A 20,888-nucleotide genomic window follows, 5' to 3' on the forward strand; every position below is an offset into this window, starting at 1 on the left:
CCGCCCGTGGCAGCCTTACTTGCTGCTGACGTACTTCTCGCGGCGGATCTGCGGCACCGGCAGGCCGTGGACCTTGAGCGCCTCGAAGCAGGCGTCGACCATGTTCGGATTGCCGCACAGGTAGGCAATGTCGTCGCCGGCGCTGGGTGCGAACTCGTCCAGGTACTGCTGCACGTAGCCGTGGCGGACGTCGGCATGGGCCTGCGCCGAACCCGGCTCGGGCAACTCGCGCGAGAAGCACGGGACGAAGCGGAAGTTCTGCGGATGCTTTGCGGCGAACTCGCGGAACTCGTCGCCGTAAAGCAGTTCCACCGGCGTGCGCGCGCCGAACAGCAGCACGACCTGGATGTCGCGCTCGCGGATCAGCGCGTCGAGCTGCGGCAGCATGGCCCGATAGGGGGTCACGCCGGTGCCGGTGCCGATCAGCAGGTAGCGCTTGTTGGCGTCGGCCGGCATCAGGCAGAAGCGGCCGAACGGGCCGCTGGCGTCGACCCGGCCGTCGCTCTCCAGGCCTTCGAACAGGGCGGTCGCGGCGCCGCCGGCGACATAGCTCACCGCGATCTCGACCGCCTCGCCAGGCCCCAGGGCGTGGTCGTGGATGGTCGCCAGCGAATAGCTTCGCTTGGTAGCGGTGCCGTCGGCGTAGGTGAAGTGGACCTGGATGAACTGGCCCGGGATGAAGTCCAGCGGCTGGCCATCGTCGCGGACGAAGGTGTAGTGGCCGACCGTGGGGGCCAGCATCCGGCGCGAGACGAGCTTGAGAGGGAAATGCTGGATGGCCACGACAATACCGATGGAAGTTGCAACAGACTGTAGCCGGAGCGCCGGCACGAGGCCGCCTATACTACCGGTTATCGCTGCGCGGCTTGCCGCGAAGGCGCGCTCCACAACAGGCCTCCCAGATGACCCCGGCTTCGAACCTCTCCACCGCGGCTGCCGCCGCGTCCGCGGCGCCCAGCACGGCCGCCGCCGCCCCCGCACTGTCCGTGCGCGACCTGCGCAAGACCTACGACAACCGTGTCGAGGCGCTCAAGGGCGTGTCCCTGGACGTGGTCCCGGGCGATTTCTTCGCCCTGCTCGGCCCCAACGGCGCCGGCAAGAGCACCCTGATCGGCATCGTCAGCTCGCTGGTCAACCTCAGCGCCGGCTCGGTGTCGATCTTCGGCGTCGACCTGGCGCGGCACCGCGACGCCGCCATGCGCCTGATCGGCCTGGTGCCGCAGGAGCTGAACTTCAACATGTTCGAGAAGCCGCTCGACATCCTGGTCAACTACGCCGGCTTCTACGGCGTGCCGCGCGAGGTGGCGCTGGCCCGCGCCGAAGTCGAGCTCAAGCGCGCGCACCTGTGGGAAAAGGCCAACATGATGAGCCGTACGCTGTCGGGCGGCATGAAGCGCCGGCTGATGATCGCGCGGGCGATGATGACCCAGCCGCGCCTGCTGATCCTCGACGAGCCCACTGCCGGCGTCGACATCGAGATCCGCCGTGGCATGTGGAAGACGCTCAAGGAGATCAATGCCGCCGGCACGACGATCATCCTGACCACGCATTACCTGGAAGAAGCCGAGAGCCTGTGCCGCAACCTGGCCATCATCGATCGCGGCCGCATCGTCGAGCAGGGTCCGATGAAGGCGCTGCTGGCCAAGCTCGACGTCGAGGGCTTCCTGCTCGACATCGACGGCCAGCTGCCGGCGACGCTGCCGCTGATCGAAGGCACGACGCTGCTGGCGGCGGACGACCACACGCTCGATATCGAGATGCCGCGCGCGATGGACCTCAACCGCGTCTTCGCCGTGCTCGGCGACGCCGGGATCCGCGTGCGCTCGATGCGCACCAAGTCCAACCGCCTGGAAGAACTGTTCGTGCGCCTGACCGGCGAGAACGCGCAGGACAGCACCGCGCAGGCGCCGCCGGAACAAGTGGCTTGACGCTCTTGCCTGCTCCCGCCCGGAGCACACACCACAAAGAATTGCAGGACCAAGCATGAACACCGCCGTCGCCAAGGAACTCACCGACCACCAGCGCAACCTGGTGGCGCTGGGCACGATCGTCCGTCGCGAGATCAACCGCATCCTGCGCATCTGGGGCCAGACCCTGGTGCCGCCGGCGATCACGATGACCCTGTACTTCCTGATCTTCGGCGGCCTGATCGGTTCGCGCGTGGGCGAGATGGACGGAATCAAGTACATGGACTTCATCGTCCCCGGGCTGGTGATGATGAGCGTGATCCAGAACAGCTACGGCAACATCTCGTCCTCGTTCTTCGGCGCCAAGTTCGGCCGCCACGTCGAGGAGTTGCTGGTCAGCCCGATGCCGAACTGGGTGATCCTCGGCGGCTACGTCGCGGGCGCCGTGCTGCGCGGCCTGATGGTCGGCGCGATCGTGCTGGTGATCGCGATGTTCTTCACCAAGGTGCGCATCCCGCATCCGCTGGTCACCTTCACCACCGTGCTGCTGGGCGCGACGATCTTCTCGCTGGCCGGTTTCGTCAACGCGGTGTACGCCAAGAAGTTCGACGACATCGCGATCGTGCCGACCTTCATCCTGACACCGCTGACGTACCTGGGCGGCGTGTTCTATTCGGTCAAGCTGCTGCCGCCGTGGGCCGAGGCGATGACCCATGCCAACCCGATCTTCTACATGGTCAACGCGTTCCGCTACGGACTGCTTGGTGCCAGCGACGTGCCGGTGTGGGTGGCCTACACGCTGATGATGGCCTTCGTCGTGGCGCTGGCATCGCTCGGACTGTGGCTGCTCAAGCGCGGCGTCGGCCTGCGCAGCTGAGGGCTCTGCCATGCGCGTGCTTGTCCTCGGCGCCGGCGGAACCGGCGGTTACTTCGGCGGCCGCCTGGCGCAATCGGGCGCGGACATCACCTTCCTGGTGCGACCGGCACGCGCAACGCAACTTCATGCGGATGGCCTGGCGTTGCGCAGCCCGCTCGGCGATGCCGACATCCAGGTCGCGCATGTCACGGCTGACGCCCTTCCAGCGCTGGCGCGCGAGCGCCCGTTCGACCTGGTGTTGCTGAGCTGCAAGGCCTACGACCTCGACAGCGCGATGTCGTCGTCGGCGCCGGCCGTTGGCGCCGACACCGCGATCCTGCCGATCCTCAACGGCCTCGCCCATTACCCGCTGCTAGACGCCAGGTTCGGTGCGCAGCGCGTGCTCGGCGGCCTGTGCTTCATCAGCGCGATGAAGGGTGCCAACGGTGAAGTGCTGCACCTTGGTCGCCCGGCATCGATCACCTTCGGAGAGCGCGACGGCGACCCCGACAGCGAGCGCACGGCCGCGTTCGCCCGCCTGTGCGCGGATGCCGGCATCGACCACGTGCGCTCGCAGCGCATCGCCGCCGACCAGTGGGCCAAGTACACGTTCCTGTCGACGTTGGCCGCGGCCACGTGCCTGATGCGCGCCTCCGTCGGCGGCATCGTCGCCGCTGAAGGTGGAGAGGCCTTCATGCGCGCGCTCTACGACGAATGCCTCGCCGTCGCGATGGCCGAAGGCGAGCCGATCGCGGAGTCGGCACAACAATCGGCGCTGACGACGCTGACCCAGGCCGACTCGCCATTGAAGGCCTCGATGCTGCGTGACCTGGAAGCGGGCCAGCCAGTGGAAGCGATGCAGATCGTCGGTGACATGCTGCACCGCGCGCACGCCGCCGGGCAGTCGGCGCCGCTGCTCGCGGCAGCATGGTGCCACTTGCAGGCGTACGAAGCCGGGCGCTAGTCGCAAGCCACGCCGGCGCCATCGGCGTGGCACACGTCCGGCCAGCCATGCTCGCGCCAGTACGCAGCGATCCCGCTGCGCTGCAGGTAGCGCTGGAACGCCGGATCCTGGCGCAACGCGCGCGATTCGGGCTGCCAGAACACCCATTGGTACGAGGCATATCCGGCCTGCTGCACGGCGTCGAGGCCGTCGATGTCACGCGCGTAGTCGCGCACCGGCAGCAGCAGTCGGGTGAAGTCGTACGGCACCTGGCCATGCAGCGGATGCCGTTCCGAGAGCTCGATCGCCGGCGGTACCGCAGGCCATAGCGTCGGGTCACGCAACGCAGCGACGGCGGCCAGTTCCGATGCGCGCCAGGGCAGGTCGGTGGGCAACGCCTCGACGAGCCGTTGCGCGGTGGCGTAGTCGCGGCGCCATACCGCGTTGAAGTAGCTCGCGGTCGCGGCGCGATCGGGCGGGGCCAGCGCGAGGTGCTCGCTAGCCTCGTCGTGGCGGCCCAGCGTATCGAGCAGCCGGCCTCGCCAGAAATGCAGGTCCTGGTCGAAAGGCGCCAGCTTCAGGGCCTCGTCGGTCTCGCGCAGCGCCTGCTGGACGTACCCGAGCGTGGCCAGGCGGTAGGCGTGCCAGCCTCGGCACCAGGTATCGGAAGGTGCCAGCTTGATTGCGAGCTGCGACAGCCGCATGCACTCGCTCCACTGCTGAACCCGGCAGGCCTTCGCCGCGATGACCGCGTGTGCCTCGGGCTGCCGGGGGTCAAGTTGCAGCGCCCTTGTCGCCACCTGCTCGGCTTCGGCGCGGAGCTCATCGCGACCGGGACGCGCCGACAGCGAGCGTCCCCACAGGATCACCGCCAGTCCGCCCTGCGCCCGCGCATAGTCGGGATGCTCGCGGGTCAGTTCGCGCAGTGCGGCTTCCGACGCCTCGGAGCGATCCTCGCCGACGCGCGGCGACGCATTGCGCGCCAGCAGGTAGCGCCGGTACAGCGCGGGATCCTCGCCGGGCCCCGACGATATCGCCGACAGGCCCAGCTGCAGCTCCAGCGCGTTGGCGATCGCGTAGGCGATGCTGCGCTGGACAACGAAGATGTCACGGAATTCGCGGTCGAAGCTCTGCGACCAGACGGTGCGATTGCCGTTGGCCTCGACCAGATGCAGGCTGATGCGCAGTCGCTCGCCGTCCTGGCGCACGCTGCCCTCGAGCAGATGCGTCGCCTTCAGCTGCCTGGCGACCTCGGTCATCGGCAATGCGCCATCGCGGAACTTGAACGACGCGGTGTGCGAGATCACGCGCAGGCCGTCGATGTGGGCCAGCAGCCCGATCATCTCTTCGCTCAGGCCATCGGCGAAGGCCTGGCCTCGCGGGTCCTCGCCGACCGCGCGCATCGGCAGCACGGCCAGTACCGGCGATGCCACGGCCGTGCCCGTGGGACGTGGCCATAACCAGGCGGCCAGGGCCAACGCGACGAGCACGCTCGCCGCGACGGCGTATCGCAGCCAGGGTCGCGGGTGTGGCGCTGTCCGCGTCGGCGCCGCCGGCGTGGCAGCCACGTCACCGTCGGCGCCATTGGCCGGGATTTCCACGCCGCTCGCCGCCGCCTGAACCGGGGCTTCCGCCTCGCCACTTTCCACCTGCGCCGGCAGGTCGAAGCGATAGCCATAGCCGTGCACGGTGTGCAGGTAGCGCGAGCTGTGGGCGTCCTCGCCCAGGGCGTGCCGGACCAGGGTGATGACACGGTTGAGCACGCCGGGAGTGACGTGACGGTGGCCCCAGACCGCGTCGAGGATCTCGTCGCGGCAGAAGACCTGGCCCGGCGAGCCCGCCAGCAGCTCGAGCACGGCGAAGGCCTTGGGCTCGAGCGGTTGCGGCTCGCCCGCGCGCAGCAGGCGCCGGCCTGGCAGGTCCAGGACGATGTCGTCGAAGCGGAGCACTGGGGGAACAGGTCGGGTCATCGCGGCACGTGGAAAACACCCATTTACGGATACGCGGGCCGGTCGTGCACACGGCCTAAGCTTTCCCCAAGGTTTGGCCGCGGGCCCAACACAAGCCTGCGCTTGCCCTCAGCCCGTCCTCAAGACCTGCGGCGGGCACGGCGCGAGTCTGGTCGCGCCGGAATCGACCGGCGTCGCCCGGAGATTCACATGAACACCCGTCTCGCCACGCTGCTGCTGGCCGTCGTCGCATCCTCCGTTGCAGCCCAGTCAGCCGCAGCCCAGTCGACCCCGGACCCGATGGTCCCGACGATCACCATCGACTGCCAGCGCCCGCTGCTGCCCAGTCAGAAGGACATCGCGCGCCTGACCGGCGTCGACAACCTCGGCCAGGCCTATACCGTGCGCACCCGCCTGATGATCGACACCCAGCGCGCCTGCCAGCGCAATGCCGGCATCGTCCAGCTGGTGCTGGCAAACCCGCGGGCCACCAGGCGCCTGGCCAGCCGCTGAGCGACCTCAGCCGGGCAGGCGGAAGAACGCGCGCGCCGTGGCGGTGCTGTTGGCCGCGGCGGTGGCGACGTCCTCGCCGCGATCGCGGGCCAGTTCTTCGACGATATGGGCCAGGTACATCGGCTCGTTGCGACGGTGCGGCGGTGCCGGCCGGATCGTGCGCGGCAGCAGGTACGGCGCGTCGGTCTCGATCATCAGGCGGTTGGCCGGGATCGACTTCACCAGCTCGCGCAGGTGCTGGCCGCGGCGCTCGTCGCAGAGCCAGCCGGTGATGCCGATGTGCCAGTCGCGGTCGAGGTAGTCGAACAGTTCCTCTCGCGTGCCGGTAAAGCAATGCACGACCGCCGGGCCGATGCGGCCGTCGAAGTTGTTCATCATCGCCATGAAGTCGGCGTGCGCATCGCGCTGGTGCAGGAACAGTGGCTTGGCCACGCCGTCGACGGCGTGGTCGACGGCGATCTGCAGCTGTTGCTCGAAAGCCCGGCGCTGCGCAGGTCGCGGCGAGAAATCACGGAAGTAGTCGAGCCCGCACTCGCCCACGGCGACCACTTCGGCGTGCGAGTGCAGTTCGCGCAGCTCCGCATCGCATTCGCTGGTGTACTCGCTGGCGTGGTGGGGGTGCACGCCGGCGGTGGCGAACAGCTCACCGGGATGCTGCTTGGCCAGTTTCAGCGCCAGCGGCGAATGCTCGCGGCTGGCGCCGGTGATCACCATCTGCGCCACCCCGGCTTCGCGCGCACGTGCGAGCACGGCATCGCGGTCGTGGTCGAACGAGTCATGGGTGAGGTTGGCGCCGATGTCGACCAGTTGCATGTCTGAAGGGGCGTTGCGGGGCGGGGCAGTTTAGCAATGCGCACGGGGTGGGGCAGGAGTGTCAAGCGGGAATGTGGAGCGGGAAGGGGGAAGGGGGAACGAAAGGCGACTGGCATTGGCGCCACGTCGCACCAGAAGCCACGCCGGCACAGACGCTGCCGACGCACTCCCTCAACCACGCATTCCCCCTTCCGGCTCCACATTCACGCTCTATCCTTGTGCAGTGAACGAAAAAGCCACTCCAGCACCCACCTTCCCGATCGACGAGCTGCTGCCGCGCATCCGCGACAGCCTGGCCTCGCATCCGCGCCTGGTCCTTGAGGCGCCCCCAGGTGCCGGCAAGACCACGCAGGTGCCGCCGGCGCTGCTCGATGCGCCGTGGCTGGCCGGCCAGAAGATCGTGATGCTGGAGCCGCGCCGCGTGGCCGCGCGTGCCGCCGCCGGTTTCATGGCCCGCCAGCGCGGCGAGCCGGTGGGTGAAACGGTCGGCTACCGCATCCGCTTCGAGAACAAGGTGTCGGCGCGCACGCGCATAGAAGTGGTCACCGAAGGCATCCTGACGAGGATGCTGCAGGACGATCCGATGCTCGAAGGCATCGGCGCGCTGCTGTTCGACGAATTCCACGAGCGCCACCTCGCCGCCGACCTCGGCCTGGCATTGGCGCTGGACGTGCAGTCCGGCCTGCGCGAGGACCTGCGCATCGTGGTGATGTCGGCCACGCTCGATGGCGAACGGCTGGCCGCCTTCCTCGACGCGCCGCGACTGAGCAGCGCCGGACGCAGCTATCCGGTTACCGTCGCGCACTTCCCGGCGCGACGCGAGGAGGCACTCGAGCACCAGGCGCGCCGCGCCGTCGAACAGGCGCTGACGCAGCATCCCGGTGACGTGCTGGTGTTCCTGCCCGGGCAGCGCGAGATCGCCAGGGTGCAGGCGGCGCTGGAGGCGTGTGCGTCGTCGGCGAGCGCCGATGTGCTGACCCTGCACGGCGAGCTCCCGGTGGAGCAGCAGTCGCGCGTGCTCCAGCCCGATCCGGACGGGCACCGTCGCGTCGTGCTCGCCACCAATGTGGCCGAATCCAGCGTGACGCTGCCCGCAGTGCGCGTGGTGATCGACAGCGGCCAGGCGCGCGAACCCCGATACGACCCCAACAGCGGCTTCGCCCGGCTCGACGTGGTCACCATCGCCCAGGCCTCCGCCGACCAGCGCGCCGGCCGCGCCGGTCGCGTCGCCGAAGGCTGGGCGTACCGGCTGTGGCCCGAGTCGCAGCGCCTCGAGCCGCAGCGCCGGGCAGAAATCGGGCAGGTCGAACTGGCCGGCCTGGCGCTGGAGCTGGCGGCGTGGGGCGATGCCAACCTGCGCTTCGTCGATGCGCCGCCGGGTGGTGCGCTGGCGGCTGCGCGCGAACTGCTGCAACGCCTGGGTGCGCTCGACGGCGCCGCGATCACGCCGCTGGGCCGGCGCATGCTCGCACTGGGTACGCACCCGCGCCTGGCAGCGATGCTGCTGGCACCAACGCAGGCAAGCGAGCGCGCGCTGGCCTGCGACCTGGCCGCGCTGATCGAGGCGCGTGATCCTTTGCGCTCGCGCAGCGACGCGGTGGCCGAACGCTGGCAGGCGCTGGCGGCATTCCGCGCCGGTCGCGTCGGCGGCGACGCCTCGCGCTCGGCGCTTGCCGCGATCGACCAGGCTGCGAAGCAATGGCGCCGGCGCCTGCGAGTCGATGCATCGCCGCCGGCTTCCGCGCCGCCGCATCTGCTCGGCGATCTGCTGCTGCATGCGTTCCCTGATCGAATTGCGCGCCAGCATCCGAGCGATCCTTACCGTTATCAGCTGGCCAACGGCCGCAGCGCCAAACTGTTCGATGACAGCGCGCTGTATGGCGAGCCATGGATCGCGATCAGCGAGCTGCGCGATGACCCGCGCGATGCGCGTGTGATGCGCGCAGCACCGCTCGACGAGCAACGCCTGCGCAATGAATTCCCCAAGCGCTTCGTCAGCGAGGACCGCGTCGTCTGGGACAGCGCATTGCGCGGAATAGCCGCCGTACGCGAGCAACGCTTCGACCGGATCGTCATCGACAGCCGGCCGCTGGCGAAGCCCGACCCGTCGCGCTACGCCGATGCGCTGGTCGACGCCGTGCGCCAGCTCGGCCTGCAGGCGCTGCCGTGGACGCCGTCGGTGTCGCAATGGCGCGCACGCGTGCGCTGCCTGCGCGCCTGGCTGCCCGAACTCCAACTGCCCGACCTGTCGGACGATGCGCTGATGGCGACGGTGGAGCAGTGGCTCAAGCCCGTGCTCAGCGGCAAGACCCGTCTGGATGCGCTGTCGGAGCAGGAACTGGGCGAGGCGCTGCGATCGCAGCTCGACTGGTCGCTGCGGCAGAAGATCGACGCGCTGGCGCCGACGCGGATGGCGGTGCCGTCGGGCATGGAGCGATCGATCGAGTACGCCTTTGACGATGCCGCCGACACGCCGGTGGCGCCGGTGCTGGCAGTGAAGCTGCAGGAACTGTTCGGCCTGGCCGACACGCCGCGCATCGCCGAAGGCCGCGTGCCGCTGACGCTGCACCTGCTCTCGCCGGGCGGCAAGCCGCTGCAGATCACCCAGGACCTGCGCGGCTTCTGGGACCGCACGTATCCGGAAGTGAAGAAGGAAATGAAAGGTCGCTACCCGCGCCATCCCTGGCCCGACGACCCGTGGACCGCGGCCGCCACCCACCGCGCCAAGCCCCGCGGCACGTGATCTGTGGGAGCGAGCTTGCTCGCGACTTGCCGGGCAGAGGCTGCACACTGTTCGCGAGCAAGCTCGCTCCTACAGCCAGACCGCATTCCAGTAGGGGTAGTCGCGGACGCGGGTGACCAGTCCTGCGCGAACCGGATTGGCGACGATGTACCTGGCACAGCCCACGAGGCTATCTTCGTGACGCAGTGCGCGATCGTGGTACCCCGCCTGCCAGACGCGACCGCGCCGAGCTGTTGCTTCGTTTGTTGCGCGTGCGGTGACGGACTTGACGCGTTGCATCACTGACGACAGCGCCCGGGACTGTCCCAACTGCACCAATGCGTGCCAGTGGTCGGGCATCAATACCCAGGCAAGGTTGACCGCATCGTTCCAGATGTCCGCGCTATGCAGCATGCGGCTCACGTCCTGGGCAGCACGGGTGTTACAGAAGCGTCGCTCGCGGCGCTGGCAGGCAACGGTTACCAGATAGATCTGCCCGCAGAGCGACGTCCGGCCCTTTCGCAAGGCACGGCTTCCCGGATTCGAAAGGATCTGCATCGGCTGATCGTGCCGCCGCGCCGCGCCGATCCGAATCAGGCATCTGAGGCTGCAAGCGTAGGAGCGAGCTTGCTCGCGATCTCGTGCGTATCGGCCACCCGGAGGCCTTTCGCGAGCAAGCTCGCTCCTACGTGGCGATGCGGGCGCGGGCTACACTGGCGGCATGACGTCACCGCTCGACGATCCGGGGTTCCTGCCCTTCAAGCTCGACCTGGTCGGGCGGCGCGTGCTGTGGCTGCGCCTGGATGCGGCGCAGCGACGCGAAGCGGCGTTCCTCGACGATCGCGCGCTGCCGGCCAACGCCGAGGGCGGCTGGATGCCGCTCGATGCCGTGCTCGCCCGCGACGGCGATGCCAGCAAGCCGGCCGATGCGATTTTCCATATCGGCCATTGCGGCTCGACGCTGCTCAGCCGCCTGCTCGACAGCTGGCCGCAGGTGCAGGGACTGCGCGAGCCGTTGCCGTTGCGCACGCTGGCCGAGGCCTGGCCCGGGCTGCAGACACCGCAGTCGCGCCTGTCCGCCGCGCAGGCATCGCAGTTGCTGCAAATCCTGTGGTCGCGCTGGTCGCAAGCGCTGCCGCCGCAGACCCGCAGCGTGGTCAAGGCGACCAGCAGCTGCAACGGCCTGATCGCCCCGCTGCTTGCACTGCATCCGACCATGCACGCAGTGCTGCTCGACATGCCACTGCGTCCTTACCTGGCCACGCTGCTCAAGTCGCCGGCGTCGGTGCTGGACGCGGCCAATGCCGCCGGTGAGCGCCTGCACGACCTGAACGCACGCGGCTACGCCGATGGAATAGAACTGCATGCACTGAGCCTGCCGCAGCAATGCGCGATGGGCTGGCTGGCCGAGCGGATCCGCTTCGACGCCATCGCCAACGGTGACGATGCGGCGCGCGTGATGCGCGTGGATTTCGACGCGCTGCTGCTGCAACCGCGCGAGCAGCTGCAACGCGTGGCCGAACACCTTGCCATCGATCCGCAAGGTGTCGACCAGGCGATGGGCTCACCGGCCTGGGGTCGATACTCGAAGGCGCAGGCGCACGATTACAGCCGTGACGATCGTGCCCACGACCTGGCGCTGGCGATGCAGCGGCACGGCGCCGAAATCGCCGAAGGCGAGGCGTGGGTGGAAGCGCTGCTGCTGCAGCATCCGCAACTGCGCGACGTTGCCGTCGCCTAACCGGTCAGGTGTCGGCCCACATCCGGAACAGATTCGTCCGCAGCGATTCCAGCAGCACCTGCAGGCGCTGGCGATCGCCACCGCTGGCGGCCAGTGCGCGTGCTTCCTCCAGCTGCACCAGCAGTTCGCGCTGGCCGCTGTCGGCGACCCAGCTCTGCAGCCAGGTGATCGCTGCCAGGCGCACGCCGCGCGTGACCGGCGTGACGCGATGGATGGTGGTGGACGGATACAGGATCGCGCTGCCGGGCTCGAGCTTGTAGGACAGCTCCTGTGCGCCGAGCTGGATGGTCAGTTCGCCGCCGTCGTAGTCGCCCGGCTCATTGAGGAACACCGTGCACGACAGGTCGCTGCGCATCGGCGGCGTCGACGGGAACAATGCCTCGTCGACATGCCAGCCGTAGTTCATGCCCGGCTCGTAGCGCACGACCGTGGTGCGCGCCATCGTCCGCGGCTGCGCGAACACGCGCAGCTCCGGATAACGCATCAGTGCATCGCGGGCGATCTGGGCGATGCGGGCGTTGGCCGGGTCTTCCTGCGGCGCCTGCAAATTCTGCTTCACCGACGAGTCGGGATTGGTGACGCGGCCGTCGCCGAAGCGCACCTGCGGCAACAACTCGCGCACCGCCTGCAGTTCGGCGGCGGAGAGCACGTTGGGCAACACTCGGATCATGGCGGACCGCGCTGGTGCGAATGAGGCAAAGGCCATGATCGGCATTCAGCCACGAGCCGGCAACCACGCGTTCCGCTCACGCCGCTTCAACGAACCGGCGTGGACACTGCACCCCTGTCACCGTTTCCCCGGGTTATCCACGATGAGCAAGCTCTCCGACCTGCCCGAACGCGCCCTGGAACTGGCTTCCGCGGTCAGCGACAACATCCGCCATGCCGTGCCCGGCGTCACCCACCAGGCGGGCAAGTGGCTCGAAACCGGTGCCAAGCTGGGCGTGGTCAAGAGCGGGGTGACGGTGGCGGGCAAGTTCGCGCGCCGCAACCCGGTGCTGATCGCCGCTGCCGTCGCCGGCGCCGGCCTGCTCTGGTATGCGGCCAAGCGGCGCGCCCGCCAGGCCGAGAATGGCGAGGCGATCGAAGGTTCCTCGCGCCGGGTCGAGGCGCAGCGCACGACGAAGCGGCCTGCCGCGCGCCGCACCCGCCGCGTCGAAAGCCCGTAGCAGCGAGCCTGCTCGCGATCCATTGCCGGGCATTACCTGTTGGAGGTCGCGAGCAAACTCGCTCCTACAAGGTGATCGGTGCGGCTTCCGGCAACTCGATGATGAAGCGCGAGCCGCCGTGGCGGCGCGGCTCGTACCAGAGCTGGCCGCCGGCATTGGCGATGATGCGCTTGGCCAGCGACAGGCCCAGGCCGTTGGACAGGCCATCGGCATCGGTGCCTTCGTGCAGCCGCACGAACGGTTTGAAGAGCTCGCGCTGGCGGTCGGCCGGAATGCCCGGGCCGCGGTCGGCGACGATCAGCTGCCAGTAGCCCGGCGCGCCGCTGCGCGCGGTCAGCAGCAGCTCGCAGTCGGGCGCGTATTTCATCGCATTGGTCACCAGGTTCTCGCTGACCTGGCGCAGCACGCGCGGGTGGATCGCGACCTCGGCGCGGCCGGCCGGCGGTCGCAGGTCGATGCGGATGCCGCGGGCTTCCAGCTGGATCTCGTAGCGCTGCAGCAGCCATTCCAGCGTCTCGCCGACATCGGCGCGCTCGGCGGGAAACTCCTGCTTGAGCCGCCCGGCCTGGCTTTCCAGGTAATGGCGGATATAGCCCAGGGCGTCGTCGGCGCTCTCGTGGATCATCTGCAGGTAGCGCGGCACCCGTTCGGGCTTGCACACGCCACTGCGTAGCAGCTCGCCGGCGAACAGCACGCTGCTGAGGGGATTCTTCAGGTCGTGGGCGACCAGGTTGACCAGTTCCTCGCGCTCGCGGGCGACGCGCTCGAGGCGGTCGCGGGTCAGCTTCAGGCCGACGTGGGCGTTGACCCGGGCCAGCAGCTCCTCGGGAAGGAAGGGCTTGGTGACGTAATCGACCACGCCGGCGTCGAAGGCGCGCAGCAGCAGGTCGCGGTCGTGGGCGGCGGTGACGAAGACCACCGGCACCTGCAACGGGCCCAGATCGTGCAGCGAAGCCAGCACGTCGAAGCCGTCCATGCCGGGCATCATCATGTCGAGCAGGATCAGGTCGGGCGGCGTTTCGACGTAGCGCTGAAGCGCTTCCTCGCCGCTGCCAGCCGTGATCACCTCGTAGCCCTGACGGACGAGGAGGGTTCCGACCACGCGCAGGTTCACGTTCTGGTCGTCAACGACCAGGATACGTCCCGATGTGTTCGGGCCTGCGTTGCTTGTTGCCATGGCCATGCGTCCGTGTCCCCGTGGCGGCGACGTCCCCTCTCGCGCCGCGGCAGCATCGGCCCAGACGTTAGCAGAAACCCGCCTGATTGCGTGCATTTGACACCCCATCGCCCGCAATCCAGTGCCGGCATCGGTCGACATCCGGTCATGATCCGCAACACGGCGTTGCGGGATGCGTCTGCCCCAACGACCACAACGCGCCGCATCATGTACCACCCTACTCCTGCCGCGACCCCCCAATGCGCCAGTCCCTCCGCCCGCCCGGCCGTTCGTCGCTGCAGGTCGCCCCGCCGGGCCTGGTCCTCGGATGAGCCGTCCCGCTGACGCCGCGGCCCCACGACCCGGCCGCGCGCCGCGCCCGCCGGGTCGGCTTCACCCTGGCCGCGGTCGGCGCGGTGCTGTTCTCGGCCAAGGCCATCCTGGCCAAGTTCCAGTACCGCTACGGCATCGACGCGCTCGACGTGCTCGCGCTGCGGATGCTGATGTCGCTGCCCCTGTTCGTGATCCTCGGCATCCACGAATCGCGGCGGCCCGGTCGGATGGCGATGAGCCGCCGCGACTTCGGCCTGATCCTGATCCTGGGCGTGCTCGGCTACTACCTCTCCAGCCTGTTCGACTTCTGGGGACTGGAATACGTGCCGGTGTCGCTGGAGCGGCTGATCCTGTTCCTCAACCCGACCTTCGTGCTGCTGATCGGCGTGTTCGCCTTCGGCCGCAAGGTCGCGCGCAAGGAATGGATCGCCCTGGCCGTCAGCTACGCCGGCGTCGCCCTGGTGTTCGTCGAGAACATGCGCGTGCAGGGTGAGCACGTGCTGTTCGGCAGCGGCCTGGTGCTGCTGGCCGCGCTGAGCTACGCGCTGTACCTGGCGATGTCGGGCCAGCTGATCCAGCGCATCGGTTCGCTGCGGCTGGTGGCGTATGCGATGTGCGTGTCGACCGCGGCGACGGTGATCCACTACCTGCTGCTGCGCGATCCGCTGCATCTGCTGCAACTGCCCACGAATGTCTATTGGCTGGCGCTGGTCAACGCGATCTTCTGCACGTTCCTGCCGGTGACCTTCACCATGGGCGCGGTGGCGCGACTTGGGGCCGGATCGGCGGCGCAGATGTCGGTGATCGGGCCGGTTTCGCTGGTGTTCCTCGGCGCCTGGCTGCTCGGCGAGCCGATCACGGCGGTGCAGCTGATCGGCACCGCGGTGGTGCTCAGTGGCGTACTGCTGTTGACGCGCCCCGGAGCGAACTCGGTGCCGGTGGCGAACTTTCCCGCCGATACCGATCCGCGCGAAGAGACGCGGGGCTGAGCGCTCCTACAGTTCGCGCCACTGGCCGGGCGGCAGATCGCCGAGGAGATAAGGCCCGATCGCCACACGCACCAGGCGCAACGTCGGCAAACCGACCGCGGCGGTCATGCGCCGCACCTGGCGGTTGCGGCCTTCGCTGATCGTGATCTCCAGCCAGGCATCGGGCACCGTCTTGCGAAAGCGCACCGGCGGATCGCGCGGCCACAGCGACGGCGTCTCGATGCGCCGCGCCTGTGCCGGTCGCGTCGGGCCGTCGTTGAGGACGACACCGCGCGCAAGCATCGCGACCTGTTCGTCCGTCGGATCGCCTTCAACCTGCACCCGGTAGGTCTTGGGCTGCTTGTGGCGCGGATCGGTCAGGCGATGCGCAAGCCCGCCGTCATCGGTGAGCAGCAGCAGGCCTTCGCTGTCGTGGTCGAGGCGGCCGGCGGCATAGACCTGCGGCGGCAGGCCGAAACCCGCCAACGTCGGTCGTGGCGGGGTGCTGCGGTCGGTGAACTGGCACAGCACGCCATAGGGCTTGTTGAAAGCGATGAGCATGGTTGGGATGAAGCGGGAATGAGGAGCGGGAATAGGGAAGCGGGAACTAATCGCAACCGGAGGCCGGGGAATGGCGGCGTCGACACGCCGTCGTTCCCCATTCCCCATTCCCGCTTCTCACTCCCGCCCTGGCCTCACCGCGCCTTGCGGAACCGCAGCGTCATCCGGTCGCTTTCACCGATTGCCTTGTACTTGGCGTCATCGGCGGCGTCGTGGCGGTTGACCGGCGGCAGCGTCCAGACACCGTTCGGATGGTCGGTGGTGTCCTCGGCGTTGGCGTTGACCTCGCTCTTTTCCTCGAGAACGAAACCGGCGCCCTGGGCCAGCTGGATCACCAGCGCTTCGGTCAGGTAGCCCGACTTCTTCTGCGCATCCAGGCTCGCATCAGGTTTGGCGCGATGGTCGACCACGCCGAGCGTGCCGCCCGGCTTGAGGACATCGTGGAAGGCCTTGAAGTAAGCCTCGGCATTGCCGTCGCTGACCCAGTTGTGGGCGTTGCGGAAGGTCAGCACGGTGTCGGCCGAACCGGCCGGGCCGAAGTTCGGCGCCTTGGGATCGAACACGCGCACTTCCGGCGTGCCGTAGACGGCGGCGTTGCCGGCGAACTTCCCGCGCAGGGTCTTGTTGAGGTCGTAGCGGTACTTGGGCTGGCCGGGGATCGCGTCGTCCCACACCGCGGCGACATAGTGGCCACCGTTCTTCAGATACGGCGCGAGGATCTCCGAATACCAGCCGCCGCCCGGAGTGATCTCGATGACGGTCTGCTGCGGCGCTACACCGAAGAAGGCCAGGGTCTCGCGCGGGTGGCGATACTGATCGCGCACGACATTGCGCGGGTCGCGGTTGCTGCCGGCGAGGGCGGCATCGAGGGCGGCGCTGTTGTCCGGCTTGGCGCTCGCGCCAGCGGCGGCGGCCGCTTCGGCGGTGGAGTCGTGCGCGCCGCTGGCGCAGCCGGCAAGTGCAACGGACATCAGGCTGGACAGCAGGACGACGGGCAGCGTGCGTTTCATGCGGAGGGCTCCAGGCCTTGGCTCGGTACGGGGGCGCCAGCCTAACCCCAAGCGCAGGCGGCGGCCATCACCCGGCCTTGCGACGCCTGGTGGCCGGGGGCGTCTTCGGCTTCTTGACCACCTTCGTCGCCTTGCGTGCAACGCCGGCATGGCGTGGCGGTATCGCTTCGGCTGCCTCGTAGACCTGCGCTTCCTCCAGCAGCCAGTCGCGGAACACGGCCAGTCCGCGGTGCCCGCGCGAACGCGGCGGGAACACCAGGTAATGGGCGAACTCGGCCTTGAAGCGTTCATCGAACAACGTCACCAGGCGTCCGGCCTCGATCAGCGGGCGCGCCAGCGTCATCCGCCCGAGCACGATGCCGAGTCCTTCGACGGCGGCGCGGTGCAGGTTTTCCGAATCGTCGAGGATGGCGACGAAGCGCTCCGGCGGCGTGCCGCCGAACTCGGCGAACCATTCGCTCCAGCGACCGCCGGGCGCGCCGAGCAACGGAAAGCTGCCGAGCGTCTCCAGCGTCGGGTAGCCCAGGCGTTCGAGCAGCGCCGGGCTCGCGGTCGGCGTCACCCAGTCGTCGAACAGGTGCACCGCCTCCAGTCCCGGCCACTTGCCCGGGCCGAAGCGAAGACCGGCGTCGATCGCGGTATCGCGGGCGAAGTCGACCACGCCGATGTTCGACTGCAGGCTGATCTCCAGTTGCGGATGCGCGGCGAGGAAGCGCGGCAGGCGCGGCACCAGCCAGCTCGACGCGAACGATGGCATCAGCGTGATCGTCAACGAGTCGTCGCGGCAAGCGCGCGGCTGCAGCGCACGCTCGATCGCGTCGAGGTGCGGCGCGATGCGTTCGTACAACGCCTGGCCGTCGTCGGTCAGGCGCACGCCGCGTGCGCCGCGCACGAACAGGCGCCGGCCGAGCCGCTCTTCGATGGCGCGGATCTGATGACTCAGGGCGCTGACCGTGAGGTGCATCGACTCGGCCGCGCGGGTGAGGTTGCCCATGCGCGCGGCGGCGGCGAATCCGATCAGGGCCTGCAGGGGCGGACGACTCATGGACGGTTTCCAGTGCCGGTTGTCATGCCAAGACTTGAGCGGAACTCAATCCTTGGTTGCAAAACTGTCGCTTTTCCTTCGAAACCTGCGGGCCTATCTTGCATCCTGTTCAAGGAAGTTGTCCACGCCAGGCAGGCAGGATCAATCCGGGAGTCCGTCATGAACATCTTCACCAATCTGTCGTTCCTGCAAGCCAATCAACCCGATCCGCGCCCCTTCGACGAGGACGACGACCGTTACTCGCACGGCTACGGCAACCGCGCCGCATCGGAGAAGTACTTCGCTCCGCTGGGCCATGCGCGCGCTGCCCGCGGCACGGAGGAGACGCGTTCCACGCCCGACTTCGATGCCTGCGCCGTTGGCTGCTGTGCCTGAACAGCCCGATTGGAAGCGCGGAACAAAACGGCAACACACGCGAAGGCGCGATGTAACCGCCGACCGCTAGCCTGGACACGAAGTCGAGAAGGCGCCATGGACGGTGCCAGGGCTCGGCTACTCCCTCCCCCACGGAGTAATGCCATGCAGTTGTTCAAGAACGAGTCCTTGCGCGACATCGCTGCCATCGGCAATGAGATGACCTTCGGCACGCCGTTGTACGGCCTGCGTTACGCCCGCCACCCCAACCAGCCGCGCGCTTTCGCCCTATCGGACGCAGGTCTGGACGGCGACGGGATCGACCCGGCGGCGTTCGCCCGCGCGATCGAGGCGGAGCCGCCGCTGGTCTACCCGCCGCTGCATCTGATGCGCTTCTGAGTCCGCGCCGAAATCCGCGCCGTCATGCCCATCAGTGCGGGCATGACGGCCTGCAGGCAGGGCGCGGCGAGTGGCATCATCGACGCATGCAAGGCGTCCCCCTCCAGTTCGAGCATCCGCAGGACGTGGCGCAGTTCCGCCGGCCGGCACACCGCCCCGGCATCGAGCTGTATCGCGCGCACATCGTCCGCCACGCCTTCGAGCCGCACACGCACGAAGCCTTTGGCCTGGGTGCGATCGAGTCCGGCGTCGAACGCTTCCGCTATCACGGCAGTGAGCACCTGGCGCCGGCGGATTCGCTGGTACTGATGAATCCCGATGCGCTGCATACCGGTCGCGCCGAAACCGACGGCGGCTGGCGCTACCGCATGGCCTACATCGATCCGGACGTGGTGGAGTCCGTGACCGGCGAGCGCGGCTGGTGGTTCGCCGATGCCGTCGCCCACGATCCTGCGAGCGCGAAGCAAGTGACGGCATTGCTCGACGGGCTGTGGTGGGCGCGCGAACCACTGGCGTTCGACAGTCTGTTGTCGCAGCTGCTCGACACATTCGCCCGCCAGGCGCGGCGCCCACCGGTTGCACGCCAGGCCGAGCCGCGCTTCGCACCGGTCATCGATTACCTGCGTGCAAATCTCGACCAAGCGATGACGCTGGAAGAACTGGCCAGCGTCGCGGGACTGAGCCCGTTCCATTTCCTGCGCAGCTTCCGCGCGGTCCACCACGCCACGCCGCAACAGATGCTGATGGCATTGCGCCTGTTCGAAGCCAAGCGTCTGCTGGCGTGCGGTCAAGCCCCCGCACGCGTGGCTGCCAGCGTCGGCCTGAGCGACCAGGCCCACCTCACGCGTGCTTTCGCCGCCCGTTACGGCGTGACGCCGGCGCGCTACCGCCGGCAGCTGCACCCGACCTGAGGGTATGCATCCTCAACCGGCGCGGCGCTCGCTCGGCGCCGCAGCGCTGGCAGGCTCCAGCCCAGGTTCATTCCGGCGGCCGCCAGCAGGATCGCGAGTGCACCGACGATCTGCAGGCCATCGAGGTGGCGATCGAACGCGATCCTGTCCACGACGATCGCCACCACCGGGTAGACGAACGACAGCGATGCCTGCAGGTGCGTGGGCAATTTCTGGATCGCGCTGTACATCAGTATGTAGACCAGGCCCGTGTGCACGACGCCGACCACCGCCAGCAGGCTCCACGCGCGGGCACCGGTGGGAAGTCCGACCGCGAACTGCAGCGGCGCAAGCATCGCCGTGCCGACGAGCACGTGGATGAGCGCGATCAGGTGCGGCGGCGTTCCGGCGAGCTTCCTGGCCAGGATCGCGGCAATCGCCCAGAAGAAAGCGGCGGCCAGTGCCATGGCGATGCCAAGCAGGTATCGCGTGTCGAAGGCACCGGGTCCGGGCTTTGCCTGCACCACCAGTACGAGTCCGGCGAACGCAACGATCAGCCAGAACAACTTGCTTGCGGTCAGGCGCTCGGACAGGAACAGGGCACCGAACAGGACCAGCAGGAACGGCTGCGTGTTGTAGACCGCCGTCGCCATCGAGATCGAGGCGCGCGAGAACGCGGCAAACAGCAGCAGCCAGTTCAACACGATGGCGACACCGCCCAGTCCCGCCAGCAACAGCACGCGCCGCGATGGCAGCGGCCGCAGATGACCGAGCGCAAGGCAGATCGCGAGCAGCGTCAGCGCCCCGAGCGCGCAGCGCCAGAACACCACGCCCAGGGTCGGCACACCCGACTCCACGACGAACCATCCAATCGTGCCGAGGATGGCCATCGAGGCTGTCATCTCGGTCGTGCCCCGCCACTTGTTCTCCATGGTCCGCGCCTCACGTGCTGTATCAGAGGCGCACAGAATGGCCCTGCGCGTTGGGCAAAACTATGGATTCCCGAAGGTGATGACAGCTCGTCGCCTCACAATCGAAAGCCATGCGCGGCGTTGGCTTTCGAGGCAGCGAGGGGCGTACTAAGCCCCGAACGGTGGAAGGCGCCGCCTGATCGGCTGGGATTTCACGATCGCAGTGCTCGTTTCAGCCTTGTCGGCGATCCGGTCAAGCACCTGGTCCAGGGCTTCGATGCTGCGAACAAACAGGCGCGCGATGTAACAGTCATCGCCGGTGACCTTGTCGCATTCGACGAACTCGGGAATCTGCGTGATGAGTTCCTGGACGAGATGGAGCTTGCCCGGCATCGGCCGGATGCGGACGATCGCCTGCAGCGAGTAACCCATTGCCGCCGGATCGAGTTCGACAGTGAAGGCGCGTATCACGCCGCGTTCCTCCAGGCGTCGCACGCGCTCGGCGGCGGCCGGCGCGGAAAGTCCGATCTCGCCGGCGAGGTCCTTCATGGAGATCCGGGCGTTCCCGCACAGGATCGCCAGGATCTGCTTGTCTACCGAATCCATTGCATTCATGGCTGGAGCGTCGCTGGTGCGCAGTCGGCGACA

The 20,888-nt window shown here is 68.4% G+C and carries 22 protein-coding genes; 11 read left to right on the top strand and 11 right to left on the bottom strand.

Annotated features, from left to right (window positions below):
• Nucleotides 1–15: 15 nt before the first annotated feature.
• Nucleotides 16–783 carry a ferredoxin--NADP reductase gene (locus tag AC3A3Q_RS05865; protein ID WP_487585328.1) on the bottom strand — a complete coding sequence of 256 codons (768 nt, stop codon included), beginning with the start codon at nucleotides 781–783 and terminating at the stop codon, nucleotides 16–18.
• Between the two features lie 119 nt (nucleotides 784–902).
• Between AC3A3Q_RS05865 and AC3A3Q_RS05870 the strand changes: the two genes are divergently transcribed.
• Genes AC3A3Q_RS05870 through panE form a run of 3 tightly spaced genes read left to right on the top strand, consistent with a single transcriptional unit; the run spans nucleotide 903 to nucleotide 3,727 of the window.
• Nucleotides 903–1,928, top strand: coding sequence for an ABC transporter ATP-binding protein (locus tag AC3A3Q_RS05870; protein WP_487585329.1), 1,026 nt, complete (start codon nucleotides 903–905; stop codon nucleotides 1,926–1,928).
• A 55-nt stretch (nucleotides 1,929–1,983) separates the two neighbouring features.
• The gene (locus AC3A3Q_RS05875; protein WP_487585330.1) at nucleotides 1,984–2,784 is read left to right on the top strand and encodes an ABC transporter permease; all 801 of its coding nucleotides are present in this window, start codon (nucleotides 1,984–1,986) and stop codon (nucleotides 2,782–2,784) included.
• Nucleotides 2,785–2,794: 10 nt separating this feature from the next.
• Nucleotides 2,795–3,727, top strand: coding sequence for a 2-dehydropantoate 2-reductase (gene panE, locus AC3A3Q_RS05880; protein ID WP_487585331.1), 933 nt, complete (start codon nucleotides 2,795–2,797; stop codon nucleotides 3,725–3,727).
• Here panE and AC3A3Q_RS05885 read toward each other — a convergent pair.
• Nucleotides 3,724–5,676: a winged helix-turn-helix domain-containing protein gene (locus tag AC3A3Q_RS05885; RefSeq protein WP_487585332.1), complete on the bottom strand. Its 1,953-nt coding sequence runs from the start codon at nucleotides 5,674–5,676 to the stop codon at nucleotides 3,724–3,726. The two genes, panE and AC3A3Q_RS05885, sit on opposite strands and share 4 nt — an antisense overlap.
• 189 nt (nucleotides 5,677–5,865) lie before the next feature.
• Here AC3A3Q_RS05885 and AC3A3Q_RS05890 point away from each other — a divergent pair, with 189 nt between their 5' ends.
• A complete protein-coding gene (locus AC3A3Q_RS05890; RefSeq protein WP_487585333.1) occupies nucleotides 5,866–6,168 on the top strand; it encodes a hypothetical protein in 303 nt (100 codons plus the stop codon).
• A 6-nt stretch (nucleotides 6,169–6,174) separates the two neighbouring features.
• On the opposite strand, the gene AC3A3Q_RS05895 is transcribed toward AC3A3Q_RS05890, so the two are convergent.
• Nucleotides 6,175–6,981: a TatD family hydrolase gene (locus AC3A3Q_RS05895; RefSeq protein ID WP_487585334.1), complete on the bottom strand. Its 807-nt coding sequence runs from the start codon at nucleotides 6,979–6,981 to the stop codon at nucleotides 6,175–6,177.
• A 223-nt stretch (nucleotides 6,982–7,204) separates the two neighbouring features.
• Here AC3A3Q_RS05895 and hrpB point away from each other — a divergent pair, with 223 nt between their 5' ends.
• Complete coding sequence (hrpB, locus tag AC3A3Q_RS05900) at nucleotides 7,205–9,724, top strand: ATP-dependent helicase HrpB (protein ID WP_487585335.1); 2,520 nt, start codon at nucleotides 7,205–7,207, stop codon at nucleotides 9,722–9,724.
• Nucleotides 9,725–9,793: 69 nt separating this feature from the next.
• Here hrpB and AC3A3Q_RS05905 read toward each other — a convergent pair whose 3' ends face one another.
• On the bottom strand, nucleotides 9,794–10,261 hold the full coding sequence (locus AC3A3Q_RS05905) for an REP-associated tyrosine transposase (protein WP_487585336.1): 468 nt from the start codon (nucleotides 10,259–10,261) through the stop codon (nucleotides 9,794–9,796).
• A gap of 163 nt (nucleotides 10,262–10,424) precedes the next feature.
• Between AC3A3Q_RS05905 and AC3A3Q_RS05910 the strand changes: the two genes are divergently transcribed.
• Nucleotides 10,425–11,444 carry a hypothetical protein gene (locus tag AC3A3Q_RS05910; protein ID WP_487585337.1) on the top strand — a complete coding sequence of 340 codons (1,020 nt, stop codon included), beginning with the start codon at nucleotides 10,425–10,427 and terminating at the stop codon, nucleotides 11,442–11,444.
• Between the two features lie 4 nt (nucleotides 11,445–11,448).
• On the opposite strand, the gene AC3A3Q_RS05915 is transcribed toward AC3A3Q_RS05910, so the two are convergent.
• Entirely contained in the window at nucleotides 11,449–12,114 is a 666-nt protein-coding gene (locus AC3A3Q_RS05915; RefSeq protein WP_487585338.1) for a Fe2+-dependent dioxygenase, read from the bottom strand.
• A gap of 142 nt (nucleotides 12,115–12,256) precedes the next feature.
• On the opposite strand from AC3A3Q_RS05915, the gene AC3A3Q_RS05920 reads away from it, so the two are divergent.
• Nucleotides 12,257–12,613, top strand: coding sequence for a hypothetical protein (locus AC3A3Q_RS05920; RefSeq protein ID WP_487585339.1), 357 nt, complete (start codon nucleotides 12,257–12,259; stop codon nucleotides 12,611–12,613).
• Nucleotides 12,614–12,677: 64 nt separating this feature from the next.
• Here AC3A3Q_RS05920 and AC3A3Q_RS05925 read toward each other — a convergent pair whose 3' ends face one another.
• A complete protein-coding gene (locus AC3A3Q_RS05925) occupies nucleotides 12,678–13,790 on the bottom strand; it encodes a hybrid sensor histidine kinase/response regulator (protein WP_487585340.1) in 1,113 nt (370 codons plus the stop codon).
• Between the two features lie 320 nt (nucleotides 13,791–14,110).
• Between AC3A3Q_RS05925 and AC3A3Q_RS05930 the strand changes: the two genes are divergently transcribed.
• Entirely contained in the window at nucleotides 14,111–15,091 is a 981-nt protein-coding gene (locus AC3A3Q_RS05930) for a DMT family transporter (protein ID WP_487585518.1), read from the top strand.
• Between the two features lie 6 nt (nucleotides 15,092–15,097).
• On the opposite strand, the gene AC3A3Q_RS05935 is transcribed toward AC3A3Q_RS05930, so the two are convergent.
• From AC3A3Q_RS05935 to AC3A3Q_RS05945, 3 genes are all read right to left on the bottom strand, one after another.
• Nucleotides 15,098–15,631, bottom strand: a complete 534-nt coding sequence (locus AC3A3Q_RS05935) for a pseudouridine synthase (RefSeq protein WP_487585341.1) — start codon at nucleotides 15,629–15,631, stop codon at nucleotides 15,098–15,100.
• A 134-nt stretch (nucleotides 15,632–15,765) separates the two neighbouring features.
• Entirely contained in the window at nucleotides 15,766–16,641 is an 876-nt protein-coding gene (locus AC3A3Q_RS05940; RefSeq protein ID WP_487585342.1) for a class I SAM-dependent methyltransferase, read from the bottom strand.
• A 67-nt stretch (nucleotides 16,642–16,708) separates the two neighbouring features.
• Nucleotides 16,709–17,686: a LysR substrate-binding domain-containing protein gene (locus tag AC3A3Q_RS05945; RefSeq protein ID WP_487585343.1), complete on the bottom strand. Its 978-nt coding sequence runs from the start codon at nucleotides 17,684–17,686 to the stop codon at nucleotides 16,709–16,711.
• Nucleotides 17,687–17,845: 159 nt separating this feature from the next.
• Here AC3A3Q_RS05945 and AC3A3Q_RS05950 point away from each other — a divergent pair, with 159 nt between their 5' ends.
• The 3 genes from AC3A3Q_RS05950 (at nucleotide 17,846) to AC3A3Q_RS05960 (ending at nucleotide 19,350) form a co-directional block, all read left to right on the top strand.
• A complete protein-coding gene (locus AC3A3Q_RS05950) occupies nucleotides 17,846–18,061 on the top strand; it encodes a hypothetical protein (RefSeq protein ID WP_487585344.1) in 216 nt (71 codons plus the stop codon).
• A gap of 144 nt (nucleotides 18,062–18,205) precedes the next feature.
• On the top strand, nucleotides 18,206–18,439 hold the full coding sequence (locus AC3A3Q_RS05955; RefSeq protein WP_487585345.1) for a hypothetical protein: 234 nt from the start codon (nucleotides 18,206–18,208) through the stop codon (nucleotides 18,437–18,439).
• Nucleotides 18,440–18,525: 86 nt separating this feature from the next.
• Nucleotides 18,526–19,350 carry an AraC family transcriptional regulator gene (locus AC3A3Q_RS05960; RefSeq protein WP_487585346.1) on the top strand — a complete coding sequence of 275 codons (825 nt, stop codon included), beginning with the start codon at nucleotides 18,526–18,528 and terminating at the stop codon, nucleotides 19,348–19,350.
• On the opposite strand, the gene AC3A3Q_RS05965 is transcribed toward AC3A3Q_RS05960, so the two are convergent.
• Together AC3A3Q_RS05965 and AC3A3Q_RS05970 are read right to left on the bottom strand one after the other, a co-directional pair.
• A complete protein-coding gene (locus AC3A3Q_RS05965) occupies nucleotides 19,323–20,261 on the bottom strand; it encodes a DMT family transporter (RefSeq protein WP_487585347.1) in 939 nt (312 codons plus the stop codon). The two genes, AC3A3Q_RS05960 and AC3A3Q_RS05965, sit on opposite strands and share 28 nt — an antisense overlap.
• Before the next feature lie 147 nt (nucleotides 20,262–20,408).
• Entirely contained in the window at nucleotides 20,409–20,846 is a 438-nt protein-coding gene (locus AC3A3Q_RS05970) for an Lrp/AsnC family transcriptional regulator (protein ID WP_487585348.1), read from the bottom strand.
• Nucleotides 20,847–20,888: the final 42 nt, after the last annotated feature.

Source organism: Lysobacter sp. Soil_C_59 (assembly GCF_057656415.1).